General features: G+C 44.2%; 20 protein-coding genes and 1 pseudogene. 15 read left to right on the forward strand and 6 right to left on the reverse strand.

Going from position 1 to position 23,137, the window contains the following annotated elements; all coding sequences use genetic code 11:
* Nucleotides 1–21 precede the first annotated feature (21 nt).
* The 10 genes and pseudogenes from NX903_RS20945 to yhdA form a co-directional block, all read left to right on the forward strand.
* Nucleotides 22–123: pseudogene (locus tag NX903_RS20945) on the forward strand (AEC family transporter); the annotation flags it as partial.
* A gap of 145 nt (nt 124–268) precedes the next feature.
* Entirely contained in the window at nt 269–1,621 is a 1,353-nt protein-coding gene (locus NX903_RS04480) for an aspartate aminotransferase family protein (RefSeq protein WP_086343623.1), read from the forward strand.
* Nucleotides 1,622–1,648: 27 nt separating this feature from the next.
* Entirely contained in the window at nt 1,649–2,227 is a 579-nt protein-coding gene (gene glpP / locus NX903_RS04485; protein WP_080332325.1) for a glycerol uptake operon antiterminator GlpP, read from the forward strand.
* A gap of 178 nt (nt 2,228–2,405) precedes the next feature.
* Complete coding sequence (glpF, locus tag NX903_RS04490; RefSeq protein ID WP_086343624.1) at nt 2,406–3,230, forward strand: glycerol uptake facilitator protein GlpF; 825 nt, start codon at nt 2,406–2,408, stop codon at nt 3,228–3,230.
* A gap of 18 nt (nt 3,231–3,248) precedes the next feature.
* The gene (gene glpK / locus NX903_RS04495) at nt 3,249–4,739 is read left to right on the forward strand and encodes a glycerol kinase GlpK (protein ID WP_003233384.1); all 1,491 of its coding nucleotides are present in this window, start codon (nt 3,249–3,251) and stop codon (nt 4,737–4,739) included.
* Nucleotides 4,740–4,879: 140 nt separating this feature from the next.
* On the forward strand, nt 4,880–6,547 hold the full coding sequence (gene glpD, locus NX903_RS04500) for a glycerol-3-phosphate dehydrogenase (RefSeq protein ID WP_042977694.1): 1,668 nt from the start codon (nt 4,880–4,882) through the stop codon (nt 6,545–6,547).
* Nucleotides 6,548–6,676: 129 nt separating this feature from the next.
* Nucleotides 6,677–8,422, forward strand: coding sequence for a phosphoglucomutase (pgcA, locus tag NX903_RS04505; RefSeq protein WP_042977697.1), 1,746 nt, complete (start codon nt 6,677–6,679; stop codon nt 8,420–8,422).
* A gap of 148 nt (nt 8,423–8,570) precedes the next feature.
* On the forward strand, nt 8,571–9,710 hold the full coding sequence (gene yhcY, locus NX903_RS04510) for a two-component system sensor histidine kinase YhcY (protein WP_086343625.1): 1,140 nt from the start codon (nt 8,571–8,573) through the stop codon (nt 9,708–9,710).
* Nucleotides 9,707–10,354, forward strand: coding sequence for a two-component system response regulator YhcZ (gene yhcZ, locus NX903_RS04515; RefSeq protein WP_021479675.1), 648 nt, complete (start codon nt 9,707–9,709; stop codon nt 10,352–10,354). Before yhcY ends, yhcZ begins: the two co-directional genes overlap by 4 nt.
* A complete protein-coding gene (gene yhdA / locus NX903_RS04520; protein WP_086343626.1) occupies nt 10,351–10,875 on the forward strand; it encodes an FMN-dependent NADPH-azoreductase in 525 nt (174 codons plus the stop codon). Before yhcZ ends, yhdA begins: the two co-directional genes overlap by 4 nt.
* A gap of 14 nt (nt 10,876–10,889) precedes the next feature.
* On the opposite strand, the gene NX903_RS04525 is transcribed toward yhdA, so the two are convergent.
* Nucleotides 10,890–11,132 carry a YhdB family protein gene (locus NX903_RS04525; protein ID WP_086343627.1) on the reverse strand — a complete coding sequence of 81 codons (243 nt, stop codon included), beginning with the start codon at nt 11,130–11,132 and terminating at the stop codon, nt 10,890–10,892.
* A gap of 200 nt (nt 11,133–11,332) precedes the next feature.
* Here NX903_RS04525 and NX903_RS04530 point away from each other — a divergent pair, with 200 nt between their 5' ends.
* Nucleotides 11,333–11,656 (forward strand): YqzG/YhdC family protein, encoded by a 324-nt coding sequence (locus NX903_RS04530; RefSeq protein WP_024573280.1) that lies wholly within the window; start codon nt 11,333–11,335, stop codon nt 11,654–11,656.
* A 41-nt stretch (nt 11,657–11,697) separates the two neighbouring features.
* On the opposite strand, the gene lytF is transcribed toward NX903_RS04530, so the two are convergent.
* The 3 genes from lytF to NX903_RS04545 form a co-directional block, all read right to left on the reverse strand.
* Nucleotides 11,698–13,164 carry a peptidoglycan endopeptidase LytF gene (gene lytF, locus NX903_RS04535; RefSeq protein WP_086343628.1) on the reverse strand — a complete coding sequence of 489 codons (1,467 nt, stop codon included), beginning with the start codon at nt 13,162–13,164 and terminating at the stop codon, nt 11,698–11,700.
* A gap of 153 nt (nt 13,165–13,317) precedes the next feature.
* Entirely contained in the window at nt 13,318–13,758 is a 441-nt protein-coding gene (gene nsrR, locus NX903_RS04540; RefSeq protein ID WP_014479293.1) for a nitric oxide-sensing transcriptional repressor NsrR, read from the reverse strand.
* Nucleotides 13,759–13,864: 106 nt separating this feature from the next.
* Nucleotides 13,865–15,391: a mechanosensitive ion channel gene (locus NX903_RS04545; protein ID WP_038829249.1), complete on the reverse strand. Its 1,527-nt coding sequence runs from the start codon at nt 15,389–15,391 to the stop codon at nt 13,865–13,867.
* A gap of 162 nt (nt 15,392–15,553) precedes the next feature.
* On the opposite strand from NX903_RS04545, the gene spoVR reads away from it, so the two are divergent.
* Nucleotides 15,554–16,960, forward strand: coding sequence for a stage V sporulation protein SpoVR (gene spoVR / locus NX903_RS04550; protein ID WP_086343630.1), 1,407 nt, complete (start codon nt 15,554–15,556; stop codon nt 16,958–16,960).
* A 29-nt stretch (nt 16,961–16,989) separates the two neighbouring features.
* Here the strand turns inward: spoVR and phoA are convergent, their stop codons facing one another.
* Nucleotides 16,990–18,375 (reverse strand): alkaline phosphatase PhoA, encoded by a 1,386-nt coding sequence (gene phoA / locus NX903_RS04555; protein ID WP_086343631.1) that lies wholly within the window; start codon nt 18,373–18,375, stop codon nt 16,990–16,992.
* A 529-nt stretch (nt 18,376–18,904) separates the two neighbouring features.
* Here phoA and lytE point away from each other — a divergent pair.
* Nucleotides 18,905–19,909 carry a peptidoglycan endopeptidase LytE gene (gene lytE, locus NX903_RS04560; RefSeq protein WP_003244816.1) on the forward strand — a complete coding sequence of 335 codons (1,005 nt, stop codon included), beginning with the start codon at nt 18,905–18,907 and terminating at the stop codon, nt 19,907–19,909.
* Between the two features lie 68 nt (nt 19,910–19,977).
* Here lytE and citR read toward each other — a convergent pair whose 3' ends face one another.
* Nucleotides 19,978–20,853, reverse strand: coding sequence for a transcriptional regulator CitR (gene citR, locus NX903_RS04565; protein WP_003233357.1), 876 nt, complete (start codon nt 20,851–20,853; stop codon nt 19,978–19,980).
* Nucleotides 20,854–20,961: 108 nt separating this feature from the next.
* On the opposite strand from citR, the gene citA reads away from it, so the two are divergent.
* Together citA and NX903_RS04575 are read left to right on the forward strand one after the other, a co-directional pair.
* Nucleotides 20,962–22,062, forward strand: coding sequence for a citrate synthase CitA (citA, locus tag NX903_RS04570; protein WP_086343632.1), 1,101 nt, complete (start codon nt 20,962–20,964; stop codon nt 22,060–22,062).
* A gap of 73 nt (nt 22,063–22,135) precedes the next feature.
* The gene (locus NX903_RS04575) at nt 22,136–23,005 is read left to right on the forward strand and encodes an SDR family oxidoreductase (protein ID WP_015483011.1); all 870 of its coding nucleotides are present in this window, start codon (nt 22,136–22,138) and stop codon (nt 23,003–23,005) included.
* Nucleotides 23,006–23,137: the final 132 nt, after the last annotated feature.

The following is a 23,137-nucleotide window of genomic DNA, read 5'->3' on the forward strand; positions in this document are numbered from 1 at the left end:
TAGGCTTCCATTGCTATTGCAATGGCTGTCCAAGTTGTTTCGAGTGCGACCTTTATCAGTACGATGCTGAGCATTGTCACTTTGCCTGTTTTGCTTTGGAAGCTGCATCCTCTTTCTTCTTGAGAAAGGGGATGTTTTATTATTTACGCGGTTTATTGACTCTGACCCGGTCTGGCTTTATATTGAAGGCAGGGAAATCATCACCAAGACATCACATAAAGAGAAGGTCTGTTTCAATTGAATTGGCATTATAGGGAACGCTAATGAAATGGAGATGATGGGGATGGAAAACATTCAGCAAAATCAGGTATTAAAGCAAAAAGATGAGCAATTTGTGTGGCATGCCATGAAGGGAGCGCATCAAGCGGACAGCCTGATAGCCCAGAAGGCTGAGGGGGCCTGGGTAACCGACATAGACGGACGCCGCTATTTGGATGCGATGTCCGGTTTGTGGTGCGTCAACATTGGTTACGGCAGAAAGGAGCTTGCGGAGGCTGCCTATGAGCAACTAAAGGAGCTGCCTTACTACCCGTTAATGCAAAGTCACGCACCCGCAATCCAACTGGCGGAAAAGCTGAATGAATGGCTTGGCGGCGATTATGTTATCTTTTTTTCCAACAGCGGATCGGAAGCAAACGAAACTGCTTTTAAAATTGCCCGCCAGTACCATCTGCAAAACGGCGACCACAGCCGTTATAAATTCATCTCAAGATATCGGGCATACCACGGCAATACATTGGGAGCGCTCTCAGCTACCGGACAGGCGCAGCGGAAATATAAATACGAGCCTTTGAGCCAAGGGTTCCTGCATGCAGCTCCGCCAGATATATACCGGAATCCTGATGATGCAGACACGCTTGAAAGCGCAAATGAAATCGACCGCATCATGACATGGGAATTAAGCGAAACGATTGCCGGGGTCATTATGGAGCCCATCATTACAGGCGGAGGCATCTTAATGCCGCCGGACGGATATATGAAAAAGGTGGAGGACATTTGCCGGCGCCACGGAGCCCTTTTGATTTGCGATGAAGTGATCTGCGGGTTTGGACGGACCGGCGAGCCGTTCGGGTTTATGCACTACGGTGTGAAGCCTGATATCATTACGATGGCAAAAGGAATCACAAGCGCGTATCTGCCATTGTCAGCGACTGCTGTGAAACGGGACATTTTCGAAGCGTATCAGGGGGAAGCTCCTTATGACCGTTTCCGCCACGTGAACACGTTCGGCGGAAGCCCGGCTGCCTGTGCCTTGGCGTTGAAAAACCTGCAAATTATGGAGGACGAACAGCTGATTCAGCGATCCCGCGATCTTGGAGCAAAGCTTTTAGGTGAGCTTCAAGCTCTGAGAGAACACCCGGCAGTCGGGGATGTTAGAGGAAAAGGGCTACTGATCGGAATCGAACTCGTCAAAGACAAATTGACTAAAGAGCCGGCTGATGCCGCCAAAGTAAACCAAGTGGTTGCGGCGTGCAAAGAAAAAGGGCTGATCATCGGCAAAAACGGCGATACAGTCGCCGGCTACAACAATGTCATCCAGCTTGCGCCGCCATTTTGCCTGACAGAAGAGGACCTTTCCTTTATCGTGAAAACGGTGAAAGAAAGCTTTCAAACGATATAATATAAAAGTGATTTATTAAAGGAGCACATGATGAGTTTTCACAACCAGCCGATCTTACCGGCTATTCGCAATATGAAGCAATTTGATGAGTTTTTGAGCAGTTCGTTCTCTTACGGTGTTATTCTTGATATTCATCTCGGGCAGCTGAAGGGCGTGATCAAAGAAGCGCAAAAGCACGGAAAGAACATGATGGTGCACGTCGATCTCATTCAAGGGATTAAGCATGACGAATACGGTGCGGAATTTATATGTCAGGATATTAAGCCCGCTGGGATTATTTCCACAAGATCGAACGTGATTGCCAAAGCGAAGCAGAAGAAAATTTATGCCATTCAGCGCCTGTTTTTGCTTGATACAAGCGCGATGGAGAAAAGCATGGAGTTTATCGGCAAGCATAAGCCTGACTTCATCGAAGTGCTTCCCGGCATCGTTCCGACACTCATTCAGGAAATAAAAGAGAAAACAGGGATTCCCATCTTTGCCGGGGGTTTCATCCGTACGGAAGAGGATGTAGAGCAGGCATTGAAAGCGGGGGCTGTAGCTGTCACAACATCTAATACCAAATTATGGAAAAAATATGAAAACTTTTTGACGGAAAATGATTGACACCGCTTTCATGCACTGATACAATTGCACTAGGTTAATACATTGTGATGGAGAACTCGGAGACCACAGCAGCTCTTTACGGCAAATGTTTATGCACCCGTAAAGCGGTTTGTTGTGGTTTTTTTATTCTCTTCTTCTCTATCATGCTTTTTAATCGTGACTTTAGGAGGAATGTGCTATGACAGCATTTTGGGGAGAAGTCATCGGTACGATGCTGCTTATCATTTTTGGTGCAGGTGTTTGTGCAGGTGTCAATTTAAAGAAAACGCTTTCATTCCAGTCTGGCTGGATTGTTGTTGTATTTGGATGGGGATTGGGTGTTGCCATGGCGGCATACGCGGTTGGCGGCATCAGCGGTGCCCATTTGAATCCGGCGCTAACGATAGCGCTTGCATTTGTAGGAGATTTTCCTTGGAAAGAGGTTCCGGTTTATATTGCGGCGCAAATGATCGGAGCGATCATCGGTGCGGTGATTATCTATCTGCATTACCTCCCGCACTGGAAGTCAACGGATGATCCCGCTGCCAAGCTGGGTGTTTTCTCAACAGGGCCCAGCATTCCGCATACATTTGCAAACGTTTTAAGCGAAGTGATTGGGACATTTGTCCTTGTGCTTGGAATCTTGGCCATTGGGGCAAATCAATTTACAGAAGGACTTAATCCTTTAATCGTCGGTTTCCTCATTGTAGCAATCGGTATTTCTCTGGGAGGCACCACCGGCTATGCTATCAATCCTGCACGTGACTTAGGTCCGCGGATCGCCCACGCTTTTCTTCCGATTCCGGGGAAGGGCTCATCAAACTGGAAATACGCATGGGTTCCGGTAGTCGGCCCGATTTTAGGCGGATCATTCGGCGGCGTATTTTACAACGCTGCATTTAAAGGGCACATCACAAGCAGCTTCTGGATTGTAAGCGTTATATTGGTTGTGGTATTGTTAGGACTCTATATTTATACGAAATCACATTCTGCTAAAACATTATCAAATTCAAAATATATTTAATCAAAGGGGAGACATCTTATGGAAACGTACATTTTATCCTTAGATCAGGGGACGACAAGTTCAAGAGCGATTCTGTTTAATAAAGAAGGCAAAATCGTTCACTCTGCTCAAAAGGAATTTACACAATACTTCCCGCATCCTGGCTGGGTTGAGCATAATGCCAATGAAATTTGGGGCTCTGTCCTCGCGGTTATCGCCTCAGTCATCTCTGAATCAGGAATCAGCGCTTCTCAAATTGCCGGCATCGGCATCACGAACCAGCGCGAGACGACGGTTGTGTGGGATAAAGATACAGGAAGTCCTGTCTATAATGCAATCGTTTGGCAGTCCAGACAGACGTCCGGCATTTGTGAGGAACTTCGTGAAAAAGGATATAATGATAAATTCAGAGAAAAAACTGGGCTTTTAATCGATCCATACTTCTCCGGCACGAAGGTGAAGTGGATTTTAGACAATGTGGAAGGCGCAAGAGAAAAAGCGGAAAAAGGCGAGCTGTTGTTTGGAACGATTGATACATGGCTCATTTGGAAAATGTCAGGCGGAAAAGCGCATGTGACCGATTACTCCAATGCCTCAAGAACACTGATGTTTAATATTTACGATTTAAAATGGGACGATGAACTGCTCGACATTCTAGGCGTACCGAAATCCATGCTCCCTGAAGTGAAGCCGTCTTCCCATGTGTATGCGGAGACTGTTGATTATCACTTCTTCGGAAAAAATATCCCGATTGCTGGAGCGGCAGGCGACCAGCAGTCCGCGCTGTTCGGCCAGGCATGCTTTGAAGAAGGCATGGGGAAAAACACATACGGCACAGGATGTTTCATGCTGATGAATACCGGGGAAAAAGCAATTAAGTCCGAACATGGGCTTTTGACAACAATTGCTTGGGGCATTGACGGAAAAGTGAACTATGCGTTAGAAGGAAGCATTTTTGTCGCTGGCTCTGCCATCCAGTGGCTTAGAGACGGATTGAGAATGTTTCAGGACTCTTCGCTTAGCGAATCTTATGCAGAGAAAGTGGATTCAACTGACGGCGTGTATGTTGTTCCAGCATTTGTCGGACTGGGAACGCCTTACTGGGACAGCGATGTGCGCGGTTCGGTTTTCGGCCTGACAAGAGGGACAACAAAAGAGCACTTTATCCGTGCGACACTGGAGTCATTGGCTTATCAGACAAAAGATGTGCTTGACGCAATGGAAGCAGATTCAAACATTTCATTAAAGACGCTTCGTGTAGACGGAGGAGCTGTAAAAAACAATTTCCTAATGCAGTTCCAAGGAGACCTGTTGAATGTTCCTGTGGAGCGCCCGGAAATTAATGAAACGACTGCACTTGGCGCGGCTTATTTGGCGGGTATCGCTGTGGGATTCTGGAAGGACCGTTCTGAAATCGCGAACCAGTGGAATCTGGATAAACGGTTTGAGCCTGAATTAGAAGAAGAAAAACGAAATGAGCTGTATAAAGGCTGGCAAAAAGCCGTGAAAGCAGCTATGGCTTTCAAATAAAGTAATACTATGGTATAATGGTTACAAGTTAATAAGAACGGTCCTGAGATGAGGAGAGACCACAGCACCAAAGTGTAAGCATGCACTTTGGCTGTTGTGGTCTCTTTTTCTATTTACCGTGACAACAAGGAGGAAACGTAATGATGAAACATCAATTTTCAAGTCTTGAAAGAGATCGCATGCTGACAGACATGACGAAAAAAACATATGACCTATTTATTATCGGAGGAGGAATTACAGGAGCCGGAACAGCTCTTGACGCGGCATCAAGGGGAATGAAGGTCGCACTAAGCGAAATGCAGGACTTTGCGGCGGGAACATCAAGCCGATCAACGAAGCTGGTACATGGCGGCTTGCGCTATTTAAAACAATTTGAAGTGAAAATGGTCGCTGAGGTAGGAAAAGAGCGGGCGATTGTGTATGAAAACGGCCCGCATGTCACTACACCGGAATGGATGCTGCTTCCGTTTCATAAAGGCGGCACATTTGGTTCATTTACAACATCTATCGGGTTAAGAGTTTATGACTTCCTTGCAGGTGTGAAAAAGTCAGAACGAAGAAGCATGCTTTCAGCAAAAGAAACGCTGCAAAAAGAGCCTTTGGTGAAAAAAGACGGCTTAAAAGGCGGCGGGTACTATGTGGAATACCGCACTGACGATGCGAGACTAACCATCGAAGTCATGAAGGAAGCGGTGAAATTCGGGGCAGAGCCTGTGAATTACTCCAAAGTGAAGGAGCTTCTTTACGAAAAAGGCAAAGCCGTCGGCGTATTAATTGAAGATGTGCTGACAAAGAAAGAATATAAAGTGTATGCGAAAAAAATTGTCAATGCTACAGGCCCTTGGGTCGATCAGCTCAGAGAAAAAGACCATTCGAAAAACGGGAAACATTTGCAGCATACAAAAGGCATTCACCTTGTATTTGACCAGTCTGTCTTTCCGCTGAAACAGGCTGTATATTTCGATACACCTGATGGCCGGATGGTATTTGCGATTCCTCGTGAAGGCAAAACATACGTGGGAACAACAGACACTGTTTACAAAGAGGCGCTGGAGCATCCGCGGATGACAACGGAGGATCGTGATTATGTCATCAATTCAATCAATTACATGTTCCCGGAACTGAATATCACTGCGAATGACATCGAATCCAGCTGGGCGGGGTTGCGTCCGCTGATTCATGAAGAAGGCAAAGATCCTTCTGAAATTTCACGGAAAGACGAGATTTGGACATCTGACTCAGGCCTGATCACCATTGCCGGCGGAAAATTGACTGGATACAGAAAAATGGCGGAGCACATCGTTGATCTTGTCGGTGATCGCTTAAAAGAAGAAGGCGAAAAGGATTTTGGACCATGTAAAACGAAAAACATGCCAATCTCTGGCGGGCACGTCGGCGGTTCGAAAAATCTCATGTCCTTCGTTACCGCAAAAACAAAAGAAGGAATTGCAGCCGGTTTATCAGAAAAAGACGCAAAACAACTTGCGATCAGATACGGCTCTAACGTAGATCGCGTCTTTGACCGGGTAGAAGCGCTGAAAGATGAGGCCGCGAAACGCAACATTCCGGTTCATATTCTTGCTGAGGCAGAATACAGTATAGAAGAAGAGATGACTGCAACCCCTGCTGACTTCTTTGTCCGCAGAACGGGACGTTTATTTTTCGATATCAATTGGGTAAGAACATATAAAGATGCCGTTATTGATTTTATGAGCGAGCGATTCCAATGGGATGAGCAGGCGAAAAACAAACATACAGAAAACCTCAACAAGCTTTTACACGATGCGGTCGTACCGCTTGAGCAATAAATCATAACGGGCTGTCTGCAGCCCGTTATTTCTTTTTACGTAGAAAGGGCCAGATCTCAGGTTATCAAGTGACAGAGGCACCCGCTTCATATAAAATAATGGCATAAGCTGATACATAGGAGGACGAATATGACTTGGAGAAAGAGCTATGAACGCTGGAAACAGACAGAACATTTAGACCCGGAATTAAAAGAGCGCCTTATTGAATTAGAGGGGAATGAACAGGCCCTTGAGGACTGTTTCTATAAAGACCTTGAATTCGGTACCGGCGGAATGCGCGGGGAAATCGGCGCCGGGACAAATCGGATGAATATTTACACTGTGCGCAAAGCATCGGCCGGGTTTGCGGCATACATCTCGAAGCAAGGTGAGGAAGCGAAAAAACGGGGCGTTGTCATTGCTTATGATTCCCGTCATAAATCTCCGGAGTTCGCGATGGAAGCGGCAAAAACACTTGCGACACAAGGCATCCAAACATACGTGTTTGATGAGCTTCGCCCGACGCCAGAGCTGTCATTCGCTGTCAGACAGCTGAACGCTTATGGGGGAATTGTGGTAACGGCAAGCCATAACCCGCCTGAATATAACGGCTACAAAGTATACGGGGATGATGGCGGCCAGCTGCCTCCAAAGGAAGCGGACATCGTCATTGAGCAGGTAAACGCGATTGAAAATGAGCTGACGATCACAGTGGACGAAGAAAATAAGTTAAAAGAAAAAGGCTTAATCAAAATCATCGGTGAAGATATTGATAAAGTTTATACAGAAAAACTGACGTCCATTTCTGTACATCCTGAATTATCGGAAGAAGTAGATGTAAAGGTTGTTTTCACACCGCTGCATGGAACTGCAAATAAACCGGTCAGACGCGGTCTTGAAGCACTCGGCTACAAAAATGTAACGGTTGTCAAAGAACAGGAACTGCCGGATTCAAACTTCTCCACTGTTACATCGCCAAACCCGGAAGAGCATGCGGCATTCGAATATGCCATTAAGCTTGGGGAGGAGCAGAATGCAGATATTCTCATCGCGACAGATCCTGATGCTGACCGCCTCGGCATCGCGGTGAAAAACGATCAAGGCAAATATACAGTGCTGACAGGAAACCAAACCGGAGCGCTGCTGCTTCATTACCTGCTTTCTGAAAAGAAAAAACAAGGTATCCTGCCTGATAACGGTGTTGTTCTCAAAACGATCGTCACAAGTGAAATCGGCCGTGCTGTAGCTTCTTCATTCGGCCTTGATACGATTGATACGCTGACAGGCTTTAAGTTTATCGGTGAAAAGATTAAGGAATACGAGGCATCAGGCCAGTATACCTTCCAATTCGGTTATGAAGAGAGCTACGGTTATTTAATCGGGGATTTTGCCCGCGATAAGGACGCCATTCAGGCTGCGCTTTTGGCAGTTGAAGTTTGCGCGTTCTATAAAAAACAGGGAATGTCATTGTATGAGGCGCTCATCAATCTCTTTAACGAGTATGGTTTCTATCGTGAAGGGCTGAAATCCCTGACGCTGAAAGGCAAACAAGGAGCAGAGCAAATTGAAGCGATTCTTGCTTCCTTCAGACAAAATCCGCCGCAGAAAATGGCGGGCAAACAGGTTGTCACAGCAGAAGATTACGCTGTAAGCAAACGGACGCTTCTGACTGAAAACAAAGAAGAAGCCATCGACTTACCAAAATCAAATGTATTGAAATACTTCCTGGAAGACGGGTCTTGGTTCTGTCTTCGTCCTTCTGGAACTGAGCCGAAGGTGAAATTTTATTTTGCCGTAAAAGGGTCATCTTTGGAAGACAGTGAACAGCGTCTTGCCGCCCTTTCTGAAGATGTAATGAAGACGGTTGATGAAATTGTTGAGTCGACGGCAAAATAATTCAAGTATGAGCTGGGTCATTGTAAATGATCCAGCTTTTTCTTTTTCTCATTCAAAAGTCTGAAAGAAAATCATCCTACAAGTGAAGCAATGAAATACAAAAAACTGGTATAATCTTAAATACAAGATCAATGCCGGAGTGAGAAACGTGAGCAAAACGAGGATGGAAAAATTAAAAACGCTGAAAACGATTGCGGAAACCTTAAATCAAGGGCACGATATCAAAGCAACACTGGATGAGGTTTTAAAAGAGTTGCTGAGTCTGACAAACCTTCAATCCGGATGGATTTTTCTGATCGAAGAAGATGGGTCTTATGCGTTAGCGGCCGACGCTTATCTGCCCCCGGCTTTAAGCCGCAAGGAAAAAGTGCTGATGTGCGAAGGGGAGTGTTATTGCCTGACGAAATTCAATAACGGAGGGCTTAGAAAGGCTGCAAATATCATGAACTGCAAACGCATCGAATCAGCAGAAAACCTGCATTGTTTTGACACAGAAGGGATTACGCATCATGCAACTGTGCCTTTAGAAGACGGGGACAGAAGATTCGGATTGTTAAATGTAGCGGCGGCCGGAAAAACCATGTTTGATGAGGAAGAGCTGCATTTACTCGAGTCTGTCGCCTTTCAGATCGGAACAGCAATCCAGCGTATGAGGCTTTCTAAATATCAACAAAAAAATGCTCTTTTAATGGAGCGTAACCGCCTCGCTCAGGAGCTTCACGATTCTGTCAATCAAATGCTGTTTTCCGTCAGTTTAACTGCCAAAGCTGCGAAGACACTAACAAAAGATGAGAATTTACAGCAGATGATTGATTTCATCCAAAACCTATCACAGGACGCGCTCGCAGAAATGAAAGCGTTAATTTGGCAGCTTCGCCCCGGAGGATTGGAAAAAGGGCTGGCTGAAGCCATTAAAAGCTATGGTGCGCTCATTGGATTGAAGATCATTTTTACACAAAAAGGCTGTCCTGTTCTGACTGATGAGCAGGAGCATATGCTATGGCGTGTCGTACAGGAAGCTTTAAATAACTGCAAAAAGCATGCCGGAACGGATACGGCGTATGTCAGTCTGAGGGCTTCTTTGTGCCATGCGGAGCTGGATATAATCGATCATGGGGCAGGATTTCGCTATGAAGCGCATGCCGGTCTGCCTTCACTTGGCATCAAGGGTATGAAAGAACGGGCGGAAAAAGCCGGCGCTAAGTTTTGGATTGAGTCAGCGCTTGGAACTGGAACAAAGCTGTCCATCAGGCTTCCGCTAACAAGCCGAAAAGGAGGGGCGGTATGAAAATTGTCATTGCTGATGATCATCATGTTGTCAGGAAGGGTCTGCGTTTTTTCTTTGCCACCCAGGATGATATTGAAGTTGTCGGAGAAGCTGCAACTGGAATAGAAGCTCTCCGTGTTATCGAAGAGACAAAGCCGGATCTTGTGCTAATGGATCTGTCTATGCCCGAGATGGACGGCATTCAAGCCATTAAAAAAGCAATACAGCAATTTCCGGAGACGAATATCATTGTGCTAACGAGCTACTCTGATCAGGAGCACGTCATTCCCGCGCTTCAGGCAGGCGCGAAGGCGTATCAATTAAAGGATACGGAGCCCGAGGAATTGGTGAAAACACTAAGACAAGTGCATGCTGGCGAATACAAGCTTTCTACAGCTATTATGCCCCATGTGCTGACACATATGAAAAATCAGCACGACCCGGAAAAAGAAAAATACTATCAATTAACAAGAAGGGAAAAAGACGTTCTGACTGAAATAGCAAACGGGAAAAGCAATAAAGAAATCGCAGCCGCCTTGTTTATTTCAGAAAAAACAGTAAAAACCCATGTATCGAATCTTTTAGCAAAACTTGAAGTGGCCGATCGCACGCAAGCAGCGCTTTTCGCAGTGAAATATAATCTGAATGGAGAGATCTCAAAATGAACATGTTAGTCATAAATGGCACGCCTAGAAAACATGGCAGAACAAGAATTGCTGCATCCTATATTTCAGCTCTGTATCACACGGATTTGATTGATCTAAGCGAGTTTGTATTGCCGATTTTTAACGGTGAAGCTGATCAATCTGAACTGTTGAAGGTACAGGAGCTTAAGCAACGCGTTTCTAAAGCGGATGCGATTGTATTATTATCGCCTGAATATCACAGCGGCATGAGCGGCGCTTTAAAAAATGCCTTGGATTTTCTAAGCAGCGAACAATTCAAATATAAGCCCGTTGCATTATTGGCAGTAGCGGGAGGCGGAAAAGGCGGCATCAATGCGCTGAACAATATGAGAACTGTGATGCGGGGTGTCTACGCCAATGTCATTCCGAAGCAGCTGGTGCTTGATCCGGTGCATATTGATGTTGAACATGCTACAGTGGCTGAAAACATTAAGGAAAGCTTAAAAGAGCTTGTTGAAGAACTCAGCATGTTCGCAAAAGCAGGAAATCCCGGCGTCTAAACGCCGGGATTTGTTTATGTGAGAAGGGCTATTTGATCTTCATAAGTCAGCTCTGTGGCATGATCAATATAACGGAGAAGGGAATACAGCATCTTTTCTAAAACGGCGTAATCCTGTTCAAAATGATACGCATGCAGAAAATACTCAATTCGTTTTGACAACAAATCGTCCTCTGTACGCACCATTAAAATTAATAAATTATCCCATTGAGAACGATGGGTGTAATAAAGCGCTTTATCGTAATCGGCATAATCCATGAATCGCTTCTCCTTTCTTGGGTGAGAAGTTCATGATTAGTTTATGCCGCATCCTCTGTAATTGACGGGGCAAAACTTGGCGTCTGCGGCAGTAAAGGGGTAGCAATATGAGGGAGACATAAAATCAAAATGCCTGAATGAAGATATCGCTTTTGGTAAACCTATGAGGGAACATATTCTGGGTACAGGAGACTGAAAAAATGAAATCTCTGCCGTATACCATCGCACTTCTTTTTTGCGGATTGATTATCGTGTCAATGGCTGCAAAAGGTCATTCAACGGACACAAACGAGTCCGTTCAAAAGTGGGAACAGCTTGCCTGGAGCAAAATTCAGGATGAATATAAGGACGCTTCATTTTCTGATTATGCTTATATGGGGCGTACAGAGGTGAATGATCAGCAGACGAAAGATGTCTTTCGGGTAACAGTCAGACAGAAAGATGACACTTTTTCTGTTCGGGCCGAAGTCTATTTTCATCCGGTGACAAATCATATGATCAGCATCAACGTCTTTAGGCTCTAATAAAAAACTGTACAGCCGTTAAGGCCGCACAGTTTCTGTTTTTAGAAATATCGTTTTGCACCGAGATAGCGCTGTTTCCAGTAAGAGTTGTTCATATTGGAAATGACAACTCCGGAATCGTTGGCATTTATGAATTCCCCGTTGCCTAGGTAAATTCCGACGTGGGAAGGGCCGGCTTTATATGTTGTAAAGAAAACGAAATCTCCGACAGCAGGCTGGCTAACTGATTTCATTGTGTTCCAATATCCCGCTGCCGTTAATCTAGATACGGAAGTGACTTTGTTCAGTACATAGTAAATGAATCCGCTACAGTCAAACCCGGACGGTGTCGTGCCTCCCCAGCGATACGGAACCCCAAGCTGCGCTTTAGCGGCCGAAATCATTGTGTTAATCTTCGCACTCGTTGAGCTGGTGGTGTTTGAAGAACCGGATGAAGACGATGATGAAGCTTTTCCGGAAATGACCAGCTTTTGGCCAACCTGCAAGACATCCGTTTTTAAATTGTTTTTCTCACGAATCTGCTGAGCTGTTACATTAAATTTTTGAGCAATCACCCATAAGGAATCACCGCTTTTCACCGTGTATGTAGTCGTCGTGCCGGAGCTTGCATTTGACGAAGAAGACGACGATGATGAAGAGCCTGAAGATGCTTTACCTGTCAGCTTCAATACTTGTCCAACGTAAAGCACATCTGATTTCAGATTGTTGATATTTCGGATTTGCTGTACAGTCAGGTTATAGTTGTTTGCGATTTTCCAAAGTGAATCACCGCTTTTAACGGTATATTTAGTTGTTGCTGAAGTTTGGTTCGATTTGGATGAAGTGTCTTTAGAAGACGTATCAGAGCCGTTTGATTTTGTTTTCAACACCTGATTCACGTAAATGGTGTCTGATTTTAAGTTGTTCAAGACCTTCAATTCAGCGATGGACATATTGACTTTGTTTGCAATTTTCCAAAGTGAATCTCCAAGCTGCACCTTATATGTTCCCGTAGAAGATGAGGAACTTGAACTCTTATTAGAACTGCTTTTTGAACTGGAGCTTGAACTCTTGTTAGAGTTGCTTTTTTTACTGGAACTAGAGCTTGAAGAAACAGTACCGGACACCTTTAATTTCTGCCCAGCACGAATTAAATCGCTGCTTAGTCCGTTTAATTTTTTCAGTTCCTGCACCGTCATTTTAAACTCATTTGCGATTAGCCAAAGTGAATCTCCGCTTTTCACTGTGTAAACAGAACTTCCGCTCTTCTTGGTTGTTGAGCTTGAAGTAGATGAAGAAGTGCTGGATTTGCTGCCTGGAATAGTAAGCGTCTGGCCGATCGACAGAACAGTAGTCGAAAGATGATTGGCGGATGTGAGGGCCGCCACACTTGTGTTATAGGTTTGGGCCAGTTTCCATAAAGAATCTCCGCTTTTGACCTTAATCGTTGCTGCTTCAGCTGGTGTCACTACTAAAGTTGTGCCGACAATCGCAGATGCTGTCAGCCCTGCTGCTAATTTCTTTTTCATCTTAGCTCTCCTTTTTCCCCCAATGATTTTGCATTTGCTGTTTCTTTTTTATATCGGCACATTTGTCTCATCGTTTTGCCTTTTTATAAAAATAGCCAAATTATCTTAACAATAAGGGGGAAAAAGGGCATAAAAAAAGAAGGAATCATGGATCTATTCCTTCATTTTTAAAAGCTTCATGATATCTTCCTTGTTTTTGACGAGGTCGCGCAGTGTATATTTGTCTAAAACCGCAAGATAGGCCAAAAGCGCTTCATTCAGCACATGTTTTAAGCCGCAAACCGGGGAAATAACACAGAGATTCTTGTTCGCATCAAAACATTCAACAATATTAAAATCGTCCTCCGTTTTTCTGACAACTTCACCGATGTTGATGTCTTCAGGTTCCATGCCTAATCGTATGCCGCCGCCCCGTCCGCGTATCGTTTCTACGTAGCCGAGCTGGCCGAGCCTGTATATGACTTTCATGAGATGATTTTTTGAAATAGAATACGTTTCGGCAATCTGTTTTATATTTGAAAGTTCTCCGGGACGCTCTGCAGCCAGAAAAATCAACACTCTTAATGAATAATCTGTATAATTGGTTAACTTCATAATAAGACCTCAGAATAAGACATTTTCTATATCTTATCATAATCGATTGAAAAATGAAAAAAAAGGAATTAAAAAACATGCACCCAGCTGGGTGCATGTTTTTTGCTTACATGTCATTCGGCGGATTTTGGTTTTTACGGTTTTTTTCGATTTCTGTGTTTTGCATTTTGCGTTCAAATGTAGACAGATAACGTGATGCAAAATCCTTACCGCCAAGGCCGAAGGATAAACCGAAAGCGAGTGCGAAGCCGCTAAGAACGATGATGAACGCGGAATTGACGATTGTCGCAGCGACACCAAGCTGATCCAGGGCCATAAAGAAAGCAAGTGCGATAATCGTATATTTAGCAATAGGCGCTAAAGACTTGAATTCCTGGCCTTTTATCATGCTTGAGAGCACTTTTCTCACCAATTCTCCTGCGTAAAGGCCGAGTCCGAGAATAAATACTGCGACAAGGACATTCGGCAGATACGCGATGATGCCAGTGGCAATTTCTACGAGGAAGTGCAGCCGAACAATTTGAAGCGCCTCAGCTGTAAAGAGCAGAATGACAATGATTTGCGCAATCATACCGACAACTTGAGACAAGGACAGCTTTGCAGGCGTTCCGGCTTCCATGCCCATTTTCCCTAAGACAGAATCAAAGCCTGCGCGATGAAGCAGTCCGGACACCATGGATTTCACCCATTTTCCTGCCCAGATACCCGCTAAAACAAGCACGATGGCAATCATGATGTTCGGAAGCATGTTTAAAATCGTATTCAGCATAGAGACAGCCGGTTTTGAAATGCCGGCGACATCCAGCTGATCAAGCGCTGAAATAACCACCGGAATCATAATCAGCACATAAGCGATTGTTCCGATGACTGCTGAAAGGCTTGTATCTTTTAAGTAAATTGATAAACCCATACGTGCCGCGAATCTTTCCGTGCCGATGCTTGCAAGGAAATTCGTAATGATATCACGAACAAGGCGGGCAACAAGCCAGCCGATTAATACGATAAGCGCTGCTGCAAATAATTTCGGCAGAAAAGCGAGCACGCTTTCCATCATATTTGTAAAAGGACCTGAAATGCCGCTGATTTTCAAAGAAGATAAGACCCCTGGCAGAAAAACAAGCAGCACGAGATAAAAGACAATTTGTGAAGCGGTATTGACAGCCTGGTGAATATCTTTTCCTTCAGACACCAAATTCCACTTGCGCAGTTTGTCACTCGTGTTCAGCTTCATCCCGATTTTTTTGACAAGGAAGCTCAAAACAGAGGCTGCAGCCCATCCTAACAGCAGAATGAGTCCGGCTTTCAGCACGCTTGGGATCGCAGCTGCAATCGCCGAAAGCATACTGACAAACGGCGATGCCACTGTTGTCAGGTGCAAAATGTTAAAGAATAAAATAAAGACGATGATCAGTGCGATAAAATAAACGACCTTGCTTATGACTTTTTCCGAGGAATAGCGTGAAGGCTTTTTCCCAGCAAAGAGCTTGTCGTCGATTTTTGTTTTGCTGAGTCCTTTGTATACCGCTTTTTCAATGATTTTAGCAATAGCCCAGCCGATTAATAAGACGAGTAAAGCAATGATTACGTTTGGCAGCTTACTGAGATAAGAAGAAAGCACGTCTGCTACATTCAATTGGTATCGCTCCTTTTTCGTAGTATGGTGTGTGTTTACCCACTGATCCAATAAGCAAACAGATGAATGTGCCGGGGGAATTTTTTCTTGCCCGAGTGAGACTATCATCTTTTGTCTGGCGGGCTCATACATTATAGATAAGTCCAAGTAGGGGGGATTCGGTTGAACGCGGAGGAGAAGAAGGGATTACAGCGGGCAATTGAGGAAATTACCGAAATTGCAAAAGGATTCGGCCTTGATTTCTACCCGATGAGATATGAAATCTGCCCGGCTGAAATTATTTATACATTTGGCGCGTACGGGATGCCGACAAGATTCAGCCACTGGAGCTTCGGCAAGCAGTTTCACAAGATGAAGCTGCACTATGATCTAGGGTTAAGTAAGATCTATGAGCTGGTCATTAACTCAGATCCATGCTACGCTTTTTTGCTGGACAGCAACTCACTGATCCAAAATAAATTGATTGTCGCACACGTTCTTGCCCATTGCGATTTCTTCAAAAACAACTGCCGTTTCCAAAACACGAAGCGCGATATGGTGGAAAGCATGGCGGCAACGGCTGAACGGATAAAACACTATGAACAGGTTCACGGGATTAAAGAAGTCGAATCTTTTTTAGATGCGATCCTTTCGATTCAGGAGCATATCGATCCGTCGTTGGTCCGACCAAAGCTCCAATGGAGTGTGGATGATGATGAAGAGGAGATTGAAGAGGCAGCCACGCCTTACGATGATCTATGGTCTTTGGATGAAAAGAAACCGAAAAAACAAGTGAAAAAATCGAAAAAACCGTTCCCGCCGCGGCCTGAAAAAGATATCCTGCTTTTTATCGAGGAGCATTCCCGGGAGCTGGAGCCATGGCAGCGTGATATATTAACGATGATGAGAGAGGAAATGCTTTATTTCTGGCCTCAGCTGGAAACCAAGATTATGAATGAGGGCTGGGCTTCCTATTGGCACCAGCGAATTATACGTGAGCTTGATTTAACCTCTGATGAAGCGATCGAGTTCGCCAAGCTGAATGCAGGTGTCGTTCAGCCGTCCAAAACAGGCATTAATCCTTATTATTTAGGGCTGAAAATATTTGAAGACATTGAAAAGAGGTACAACAACCCGACGGAGGAAATGAAGAAAATGGGCGTGCAGCCTGACTCCGGCCGGGAGAAAATGTTTGAGGTCAGGGAGATTGAATCCGATATCTCTTTCATCCGCAATTATTTAACCAAAGAATTAGTCATGCGCGAGGATCTTTATTTGTTTCAAAAACAGGGCCGAGATTATAAAATCATCGATAAACAGTGGAAGTCGGTGCGCGACCAGCTCGTAAGCATGCGGGTAAATGGCGGTTTTCCATATTTGACAGTAAATGACGGCGATTATATGAAAAATAACGAGCTCTATATTAAGCATTGGTATGAGGGCATAGAGCTGGATTTGAAATATTTGGAGAAGGTGCTCCCTTATTTATTCCAGCTTTGGGGAAGAAGCGTGCACATTGAGTCTGTGCTTGAGGATAAGGAAGTCATGTTTTCGTACGACGGAAAAGGTGTTCACCGCAGATATTTATAAAAAAGAGGATGCAGCGTTCTGCATCCTTTTTATTTTCCAGTTTTTAAAATCTTAAATATGATGTTTGCCTGGTCCGTATTGTTAATCAATCCGCGGAATTTTTCTTTTCCGGGGCCGTACGCGTATACCGGTACTTCTTCGCCGGTATGATCGGTACTCGTCCATCCGCTGTTGGAGCGGGTATTAAAAATCTTGATGATGGCTTTGTAGGCCCCTTTGCTTTTGTCAGCCTGTGCAGCTGCTTCAACGCTTTTGATTTCTTCAGATGTGAATTTCAGATTGGCATAGCGGGCGAGCACATCTTTAGCCGGCTTGCCTTCACTGATTTTTTTGGCCATGAATTCAGGTGTTTTCTTAGCGGAGAGAATCGGTTCTGCGTGCCAATTCTTTTCCCCGTTTGCGCCAATGGTAAAGCCGCCGGTTGTATGGTCAGCAGTTGCAATCACAAGTGTATGTTTGTCTTTTTTCGCAAATTCAATCGCGGCTTTATAGGCCTGTTCAAAATCTTTAACCTCGCTCATGGCTCCTACTGTATCATTGTCATGGGCCGCCCAGTCAATCTGGCTCCCTTCGACCATCAAGAAAAATCCTTTTTTATTTTGGTTCAGGCGATCAATTGCTGAAACCGTCATTTCTTTGAGAGACGGTGTTTTGCTGTCACGGTCGAGCGCCTTAGCAAGCCCTCCATCTGCGAAAAGCCCGAGCACCTGCTGATCTTTATTTTTCTTCAATGCTTGTTTCGTTGTCACATAGCTGTAGCCGGCTTGTTTGAATTCCTTTGTCAAGTTTCTGTCCTTGCGGTTAAAATAAGATTTTCCGCCGCCGAGCAGCACGTCTATTTTATGTTTGCCTTTTATTTTGTCATCCATATAGCTGTTGGCGATTTGGTCCATGTTTTTCCGTGATTCATTGTGGGCACCATATGCGGCTGGAGTGGCGTGGTTAATTTCAGACGTGGCGACAAGCCCTGTTGACTTGCCTTGCTGTTTGGCCTCTTCAAGTACTGATTTTACTTTTTTCCCGTTTTTATCGACACCAATTGCATTGTTATATGTCTTAACGCCTGTCGCTAATGCTGTTCCGGCTGCTGCTGAATCTGTAATATTATAGTCAGGGTCATCCGGATGCGTCATCATCATGCCTGTCAGGTTCCGGTCAAATTCTGTTAACTTCGGGTTATTCGGTGTGTCACCGTTATTTTTCATGGAACGGTAGGCTCTTATGTAAGGCGTCCCCATGCCGTCGCCTATCATCACAATGACATTTCTGATCTCAGCTTTGTCTTGTTTTTTGGCGCTGGCCTTTTCTGTTTGCTGCAGCTCAGCTCCGGCAAAGATTCCAGCTGTAAGGACAGAAACAGCGGCGATTGGCAGAAATTTTGATTTCATATTTTGAAACAAATTCATTTTTTTCATGCCTCCTTTAATGTATTCCGTTTATCATGTTAGGGAAATTTTGTTAAATGCGGCTGTTGATTATGTAAACAATAAGTAAAGCCTTGTAAGGAAATGAAAAAACGCTTTTCGTTATCTTGCCTTATTTGATGTAAAGCATTCATTTTTCAGAAAAATCTTTACCTCTCTGTCTTTGCATGATATGTTTGTTTAAATAAAAAAACTGCGGATAACCGCAGCTCTCCTCGAATATTCTTTACCACTCATTTTTCCGGTATGTGAGCCGACCCCGAAAGTTTTTCATTTATTTCCTTTATGTTGAAAAACATCCCATAAAACATGACAAAAGCACTCGTTTTTTGTCACCTTTGCAACGAAAATGAAATATTTAATACCCTTAAAAACTTTTTTTTAGAACGAATAATTAAGAAATTTGTCACATGAAGTCAAGACTATTTCTGATGGGAATCTATCCTTATAATAGAAATCAATAAGATTAATTTAAAAAAAGAGATACATATATAGAGAGTTAACATTTGGGGAGGAAAATATGAAAAAGCAAATCATTACAGCTACGACAGCAGTTGTTTTAGGATCGACGTTATTTGCAGGAGCGGCATCTGCACAAAGCATTAAGGTGAAAAAAGGCGACACGTTATGGGATCTTTCAAGAAAATACGACACAACGATCAGTAAAATTAAATCAGAGAACCACCTTCGTTCAGACATTATTTATGTGGGACAAACTTTATCGATTAACGGCAAATCTACGAGTTCAAAAAGCAGCAGTTCTTCTTCCTCTTCTTCTACATACAAAGTAAAGAGCGGGGACAGCCTTTGGAAAATTTCAAAAAAATACGGCATGACAATCAATGAACTGAAGAAGCTGAATGGCTTAAAATCAGATTTGCTTCGTGTTGGACAAGTCCTGAAACTGAAAGGTTCAACTAGTTCAAGCAGCTCCAGCTCATCAAAAGTGTCATCGTCTTCAACTTCTACTTATAAAGTGAAGAGCGGAGACAGCCTTTCTAAAATTGCGAGCAAATACGGCACTACGGTTAGCAAATTAAAAAGCTTAAACGGCTTAAAATCAGATGTAATCTATGTCAACCAAGTATTGAAGGTGAAAGGAACAAGCACAAGCAGCTCAAAACCTGCTTCATCTTCATCATCTTCAAGTAGCAAAACGTCATCTACATCACTTAATGTGAGCAAGCTGGTTTCTGATGCAAAAGCGTTAGTCGGAACGCCATACAAATGGGGCGGAACGACAACTTCCGGCTTTGACTGCAGCGGATTCATTTGGTACGTACTGAATAAACAAACAAGTGTGGGCAGAACAAGCACTGCAGGATACTGGAGTTCTATGAAGAGCATTGCCAGCCCGTCTGTTGGTGATTTCGTCTTCTTCACAACATATAAATCCGGCCCTTCTCACATGGGGATTTACATTGGAAACAACAGTTTCATTCATGCAGGATCTGACGGCGTACAAATCAGCAGCCTGAACAACAGCTACTGGAAGCCTCGTTACCTCGGTGCGAAAAGATTCTAATTTTAGAGAAAACCCGTTCATTGGAACGGGTTTTTTTATTAGACGGAGCATAGGCGTTTTGGTTGCTCCTAAAAATGAAAATGTGATAAAAAATCCAAGAATTTTTTTTCTTTCTTATTTTCATAAAGGGCAATCGCGTAAGCGCCGGCATAGGGCAGCTGTACAGACTGATAAGGAATTCTGATCATCTGTTTCTCTGCTAACTCACGCTTTACTGTAGATAAAGGCAGAAATGAAACTCCGAGTCCTTCCTTGATAAACCGTTTCGTTATATGTGTTTGAGTGACCTTCATTGTTCTCACAAATGGAAATGTCATTCTGACTTGACGGAGCAAGTCGTCCCAGTAATCAGGATGATTGTGGGTCAAAAGCAGGTATTGTTCGAGCACCTCTTTGGCATCAATTTCGTTGTCTTCTATGAAACGCTTATCGGGCGGGGCAACAAGGACGACAGGGTCTTTGTATAAGCAGTGGCAGCTTAAAGAAGAAGACTGTACCTTTAAACAGCTTAGTCCGATATCTGCTTCCCCGGCTTTAATCAGTGACGCGATTTCCGCTGATTCGAAAATCGTAACCGCCATTTCTGTTTCCGTATTCATTGCTGTGTACCGCTTCATGACAGAAGGAAGCACAGTATCTGCAATAAGCGGAGAAACCGCGAGCTGTAAGGTTTGAGAGTAGCCTTGTCTCACTCTGTGAAGCTCTGCCATGCTGTTTTCATAATCATCAAGAAGCCTGAGCGCATACGGCAAATACGCCCTGCCTTCATCAGTCAGCTGGATTTGCCTGCCTTTACGCTCGAACAGCTTGCAGCTGATTTCTTTTTCTAATTGCTTGATATGTACGGTCACAGTAGGCTGAGATAAGAAAAGCGTTTCCGCCGTTTTTCGGAAGTTCTCATATTTTGCAGCGGTCACAAAGGTGTGAAGCCATTTGAAATCCATTTCTATTCTCCCTCTGATTAATATTTTTAATTAATTCCCTTTAAAATATTCATTATTTTTTAAATATTATATTTACTATAATAACAGAAAAGGATAGGGGGAATACAAATGGTACATTACGGATTAAAGGGAATTACATGTGTGGAAACATCCATCAGCCATATTGATGGTGAAAAAGGGCGTCTGATTTACAGAGGACATCATGCAAAAGACATCGCACTGAATCACAGCTTTGAAGAAGCGGCTTATTTGATTTTATTTGGAAAACTGCCTTCAACTGAAGAATTGCAGGTATTTAAAGATAAGCTGGCTGCGGAACGGAATCTTCCGGAACATATTGAGCGCTTGATTCAATCACTGCCAAACAACATGGACGATATGTCGGTGCTGAGAACGGTTGTTTCAGCATTGGGGGAGAATACGTACACATTCCATCCGAAAACAGAGGAAGCAATCCGGCTGATTGCAATCACGCCTTCCATCATTGCATACAGAAAAAGATGGACGCGCGGTGAACAAGCAATTGCACCTTCTTCCCAGTACGGACATGTCGAAAACTACTATTATATGCTCACAGGTGAACAGCCTTCAGAGGCAAAAAAGAAAGCGCTTGAAACCTATATGATTCTGGCCATGGAGCACGGCATGAACGCATCGACTTTTTCGGCACGGGTCACGTTATCTACAGAGAGTGATTTAGTGTCAGCCGTCACGGCTGCTCTCGGTACGATGAAAGGTCCGCTGCACGGAGGTGCTCCTTCTGCGGTGACAAAAATGCTTGAAGACATTGGAGAAAAGGAACATGCTGAAGCATATCTGAAAGAAAAACTCGAAAAAGGAGAGCGCTTGATGGGATTCGGCCACAGGGTGTACAAAACAAAAGACCCGCGGGCAGAAGCTTTGAGACAGAAAGCAGAAGAGGTGGCCGGCAATGACCGTGATCTTGATCTTGCGCTGCATGTAGAAGCAGAAGCGATTCGTTTGCTAGAAATCTACAAACCGGGACGAAAGCTGTACACAAATGTTGAATTTTACGCAGCTGCAGTGATGAGGGCCATCGATTTTGACGATGAATTGTTTACTCCGACCTTTTCAGCAAGCCGAATGGTAGGGTGGTGCGCCCATGTACTGGAACAGGCAGAAAACAACATGATTTTCCGCCCGTCAGCGCAATATACCGGTGCCATTCCCGAGGAAGTTCTTTCATAACATATTTTGGCGTTTATTCATTTCTGTCGTGTGGTAACGTTCAGTATCAACCACATGTCTAGGAGTGATGAATGTGAACCCAATGGACAGACAAACAGAAGGACAAGAACCGCAGCATCAGGACAGACAGCCGGGCATTGAGTCAAAAATGAATCCGCTGCCGCTGTCAGAGGACGAGGATTATCGAGGAAGCGGAAAACTGAAAGGAAAAGTTGCGATCATTACTGGAGGCGACAGCGGAATAGGGAGAGCAGCAGCTATTGCCTTTGCTAAAGAGGGGGCTGATATCTCCATTCTATACTTAGACGAGCATTCGGACGCAGAGGAAACACGCAAACGGATCGAAAAGGAGAATGTCCGCTGCCTGCTTATCCCGGGAGATGTTGGGGACGAGAACCATTGTGAACAAGCTGTGCAGCAAACAGTGGACCATTTTGGTAAACTCGATATCTTAGTGAACAACGCCGCTGAACAGCATCCCCAGGACAGCATTCTCAATATTTCAACAGAACAGCTGGAAAAAACCTTTCGCACAAATATTTTTTCCATGTTTCATATGACGAAGAAAGCTTTGCCTCACCTGCAAGAGGGGAGTGCCATTATTAATACGACATCGATTACCGCTTATGAAGGGGATACGGCGTTAATTGATTATTCCAGCACAAAGGGTGCGATTGTTTCCTTTACTCGTTCCATGGCGAAGTCGCTTGCAGATAAAGGCATCAGAGTGAATGCGGTGGCGCCCGGTCCGATTTGGACACCGCTTATTCCGGCGACATTCCCTGAGGAAAAAGTGAAACAGCACGGCTTGGATACCCCAATGGGAAGACCGGGACAGCCGGTTGAGCATGCAGGCGCCTATGTTCTGCTGGCGTCTGACGAATCTTCCTATATGACAGGGCAGACCATTCATGTGAATGGAGGCCGTTTTATTTCAACGTGATCAACGAAAAACCAGCTCCAGAGCTGGTTTTTTTGTGTGGTGAAAAATTTCAAAATAAAAAATTTGTCGATTTTTCTAACAATTTTGTTTTCATTTTTGCAATTTTATATATAATATTGAGTAGGAGAAAGG

Origin of the sequence: Bacillus sp. FSL R5-0576 (assembly GCF_038004765.1) — a bacterium.
Classification (GTDB): Bacteria; Bacillota; Bacilli; order Bacillales; family Bacillaceae; genus Bacillus; species Bacillus subtilis.

Bases quoted from the DNA above. Each gene is read 5' to 3' on its own strand.
- NX903_RS04525 (WP_086343627.1), bottom strand. From the start codon at position 11,132: ATGGATTATGCCGATTACGATAAAGCGCTTTATTACACCCATCGTTCT.
- yhcZ (WP_021479675.1), top strand. From the start codon at position 9,707: ATGAAAATTGTCATTGCTGATGATCATCATGTTGTCAGGAAGGGTCTG.
- lytE (WP_003244816.1), top strand. From the start codon at position 18,905: ATGAAAAAGCAAATCATTACAGCTACGACAGCAGTTGTTTTAGGATCG.
- pgcA (WP_042977697.1), top strand. From the start codon at position 6,677: ATGACTTGGAGAAAGAGCTATGAACGCTGGAAACAGACAGAACATTTA.
- glpP (WP_080332325.1), top strand. From the start codon at position 1,649: ATGATGAGTTTTCACAACCAGCCGATCTTACCGGCTATTCGCAATATG.
- lytF (WP_086343628.1), bottom strand. From the start codon at position 13,164: ATGAAAAAGAAATTAGCAGCAGGGCTGACAGCATCTGCGATTGTCGGC.
- citR (WP_003233357.1), bottom strand. From the start codon at position 20,853: ATGGATTTCAAATGGCTTCACACCTTTGTGACCGCTGCAAAATATGAG.
- NX903_RS04480 (WP_086343623.1), top strand. From the start codon at position 269: ATGGAGATGATGGGGATGGAAAACATTCAGCAAAATCAGGTATTAAAG.
- glpK (WP_003233384.1), top strand. From the start codon at position 3,249: ATGGAAACGTACATTTTATCCTTAGATCAGGGGACGACAAGTTCAAGA.
- yhdA (WP_086343626.1), top strand. From the start codon at position 10,351: ATGAACATGTTAGTCATAAATGGCACGCCTAGAAAACATGGCAGAACA.
- NX903_RS04530 (WP_024573280.1), top strand. From the start codon at position 11,333: ATGAAATCTCTGCCGTATACCATCGCACTTCTTTTTTGCGGATTGATT.
- glpD (WP_042977694.1), top strand. From the start codon at position 4,880: ATGATGAAACATCAATTTTCAAGTCTTGAAAGAGATCGCATGCTGACA.
- nsrR (WP_014479293.1), bottom strand. From the start codon at position 13,758: ATGAAGTTAACCAATTATACAGATTATTCATTAAGAGTGTTGATTTTT.
- phoA (WP_086343631.1), bottom strand. From the start codon at position 18,375: ATGAAAAAAATGAATTTGTTTCAAAATATGAAATCAAAATTTCTGCCA.
- glpF (WP_086343624.1), top strand. From the start codon at position 2,406: ATGACAGCATTTTGGGGAGAAGTCATCGGTACGATGCTGCTTATCATT.
- citA (WP_086343632.1), top strand. From the start codon at position 20,962: ATGGTACATTACGGATTAAAGGGAATTACATGTGTGGAAACATCCATC.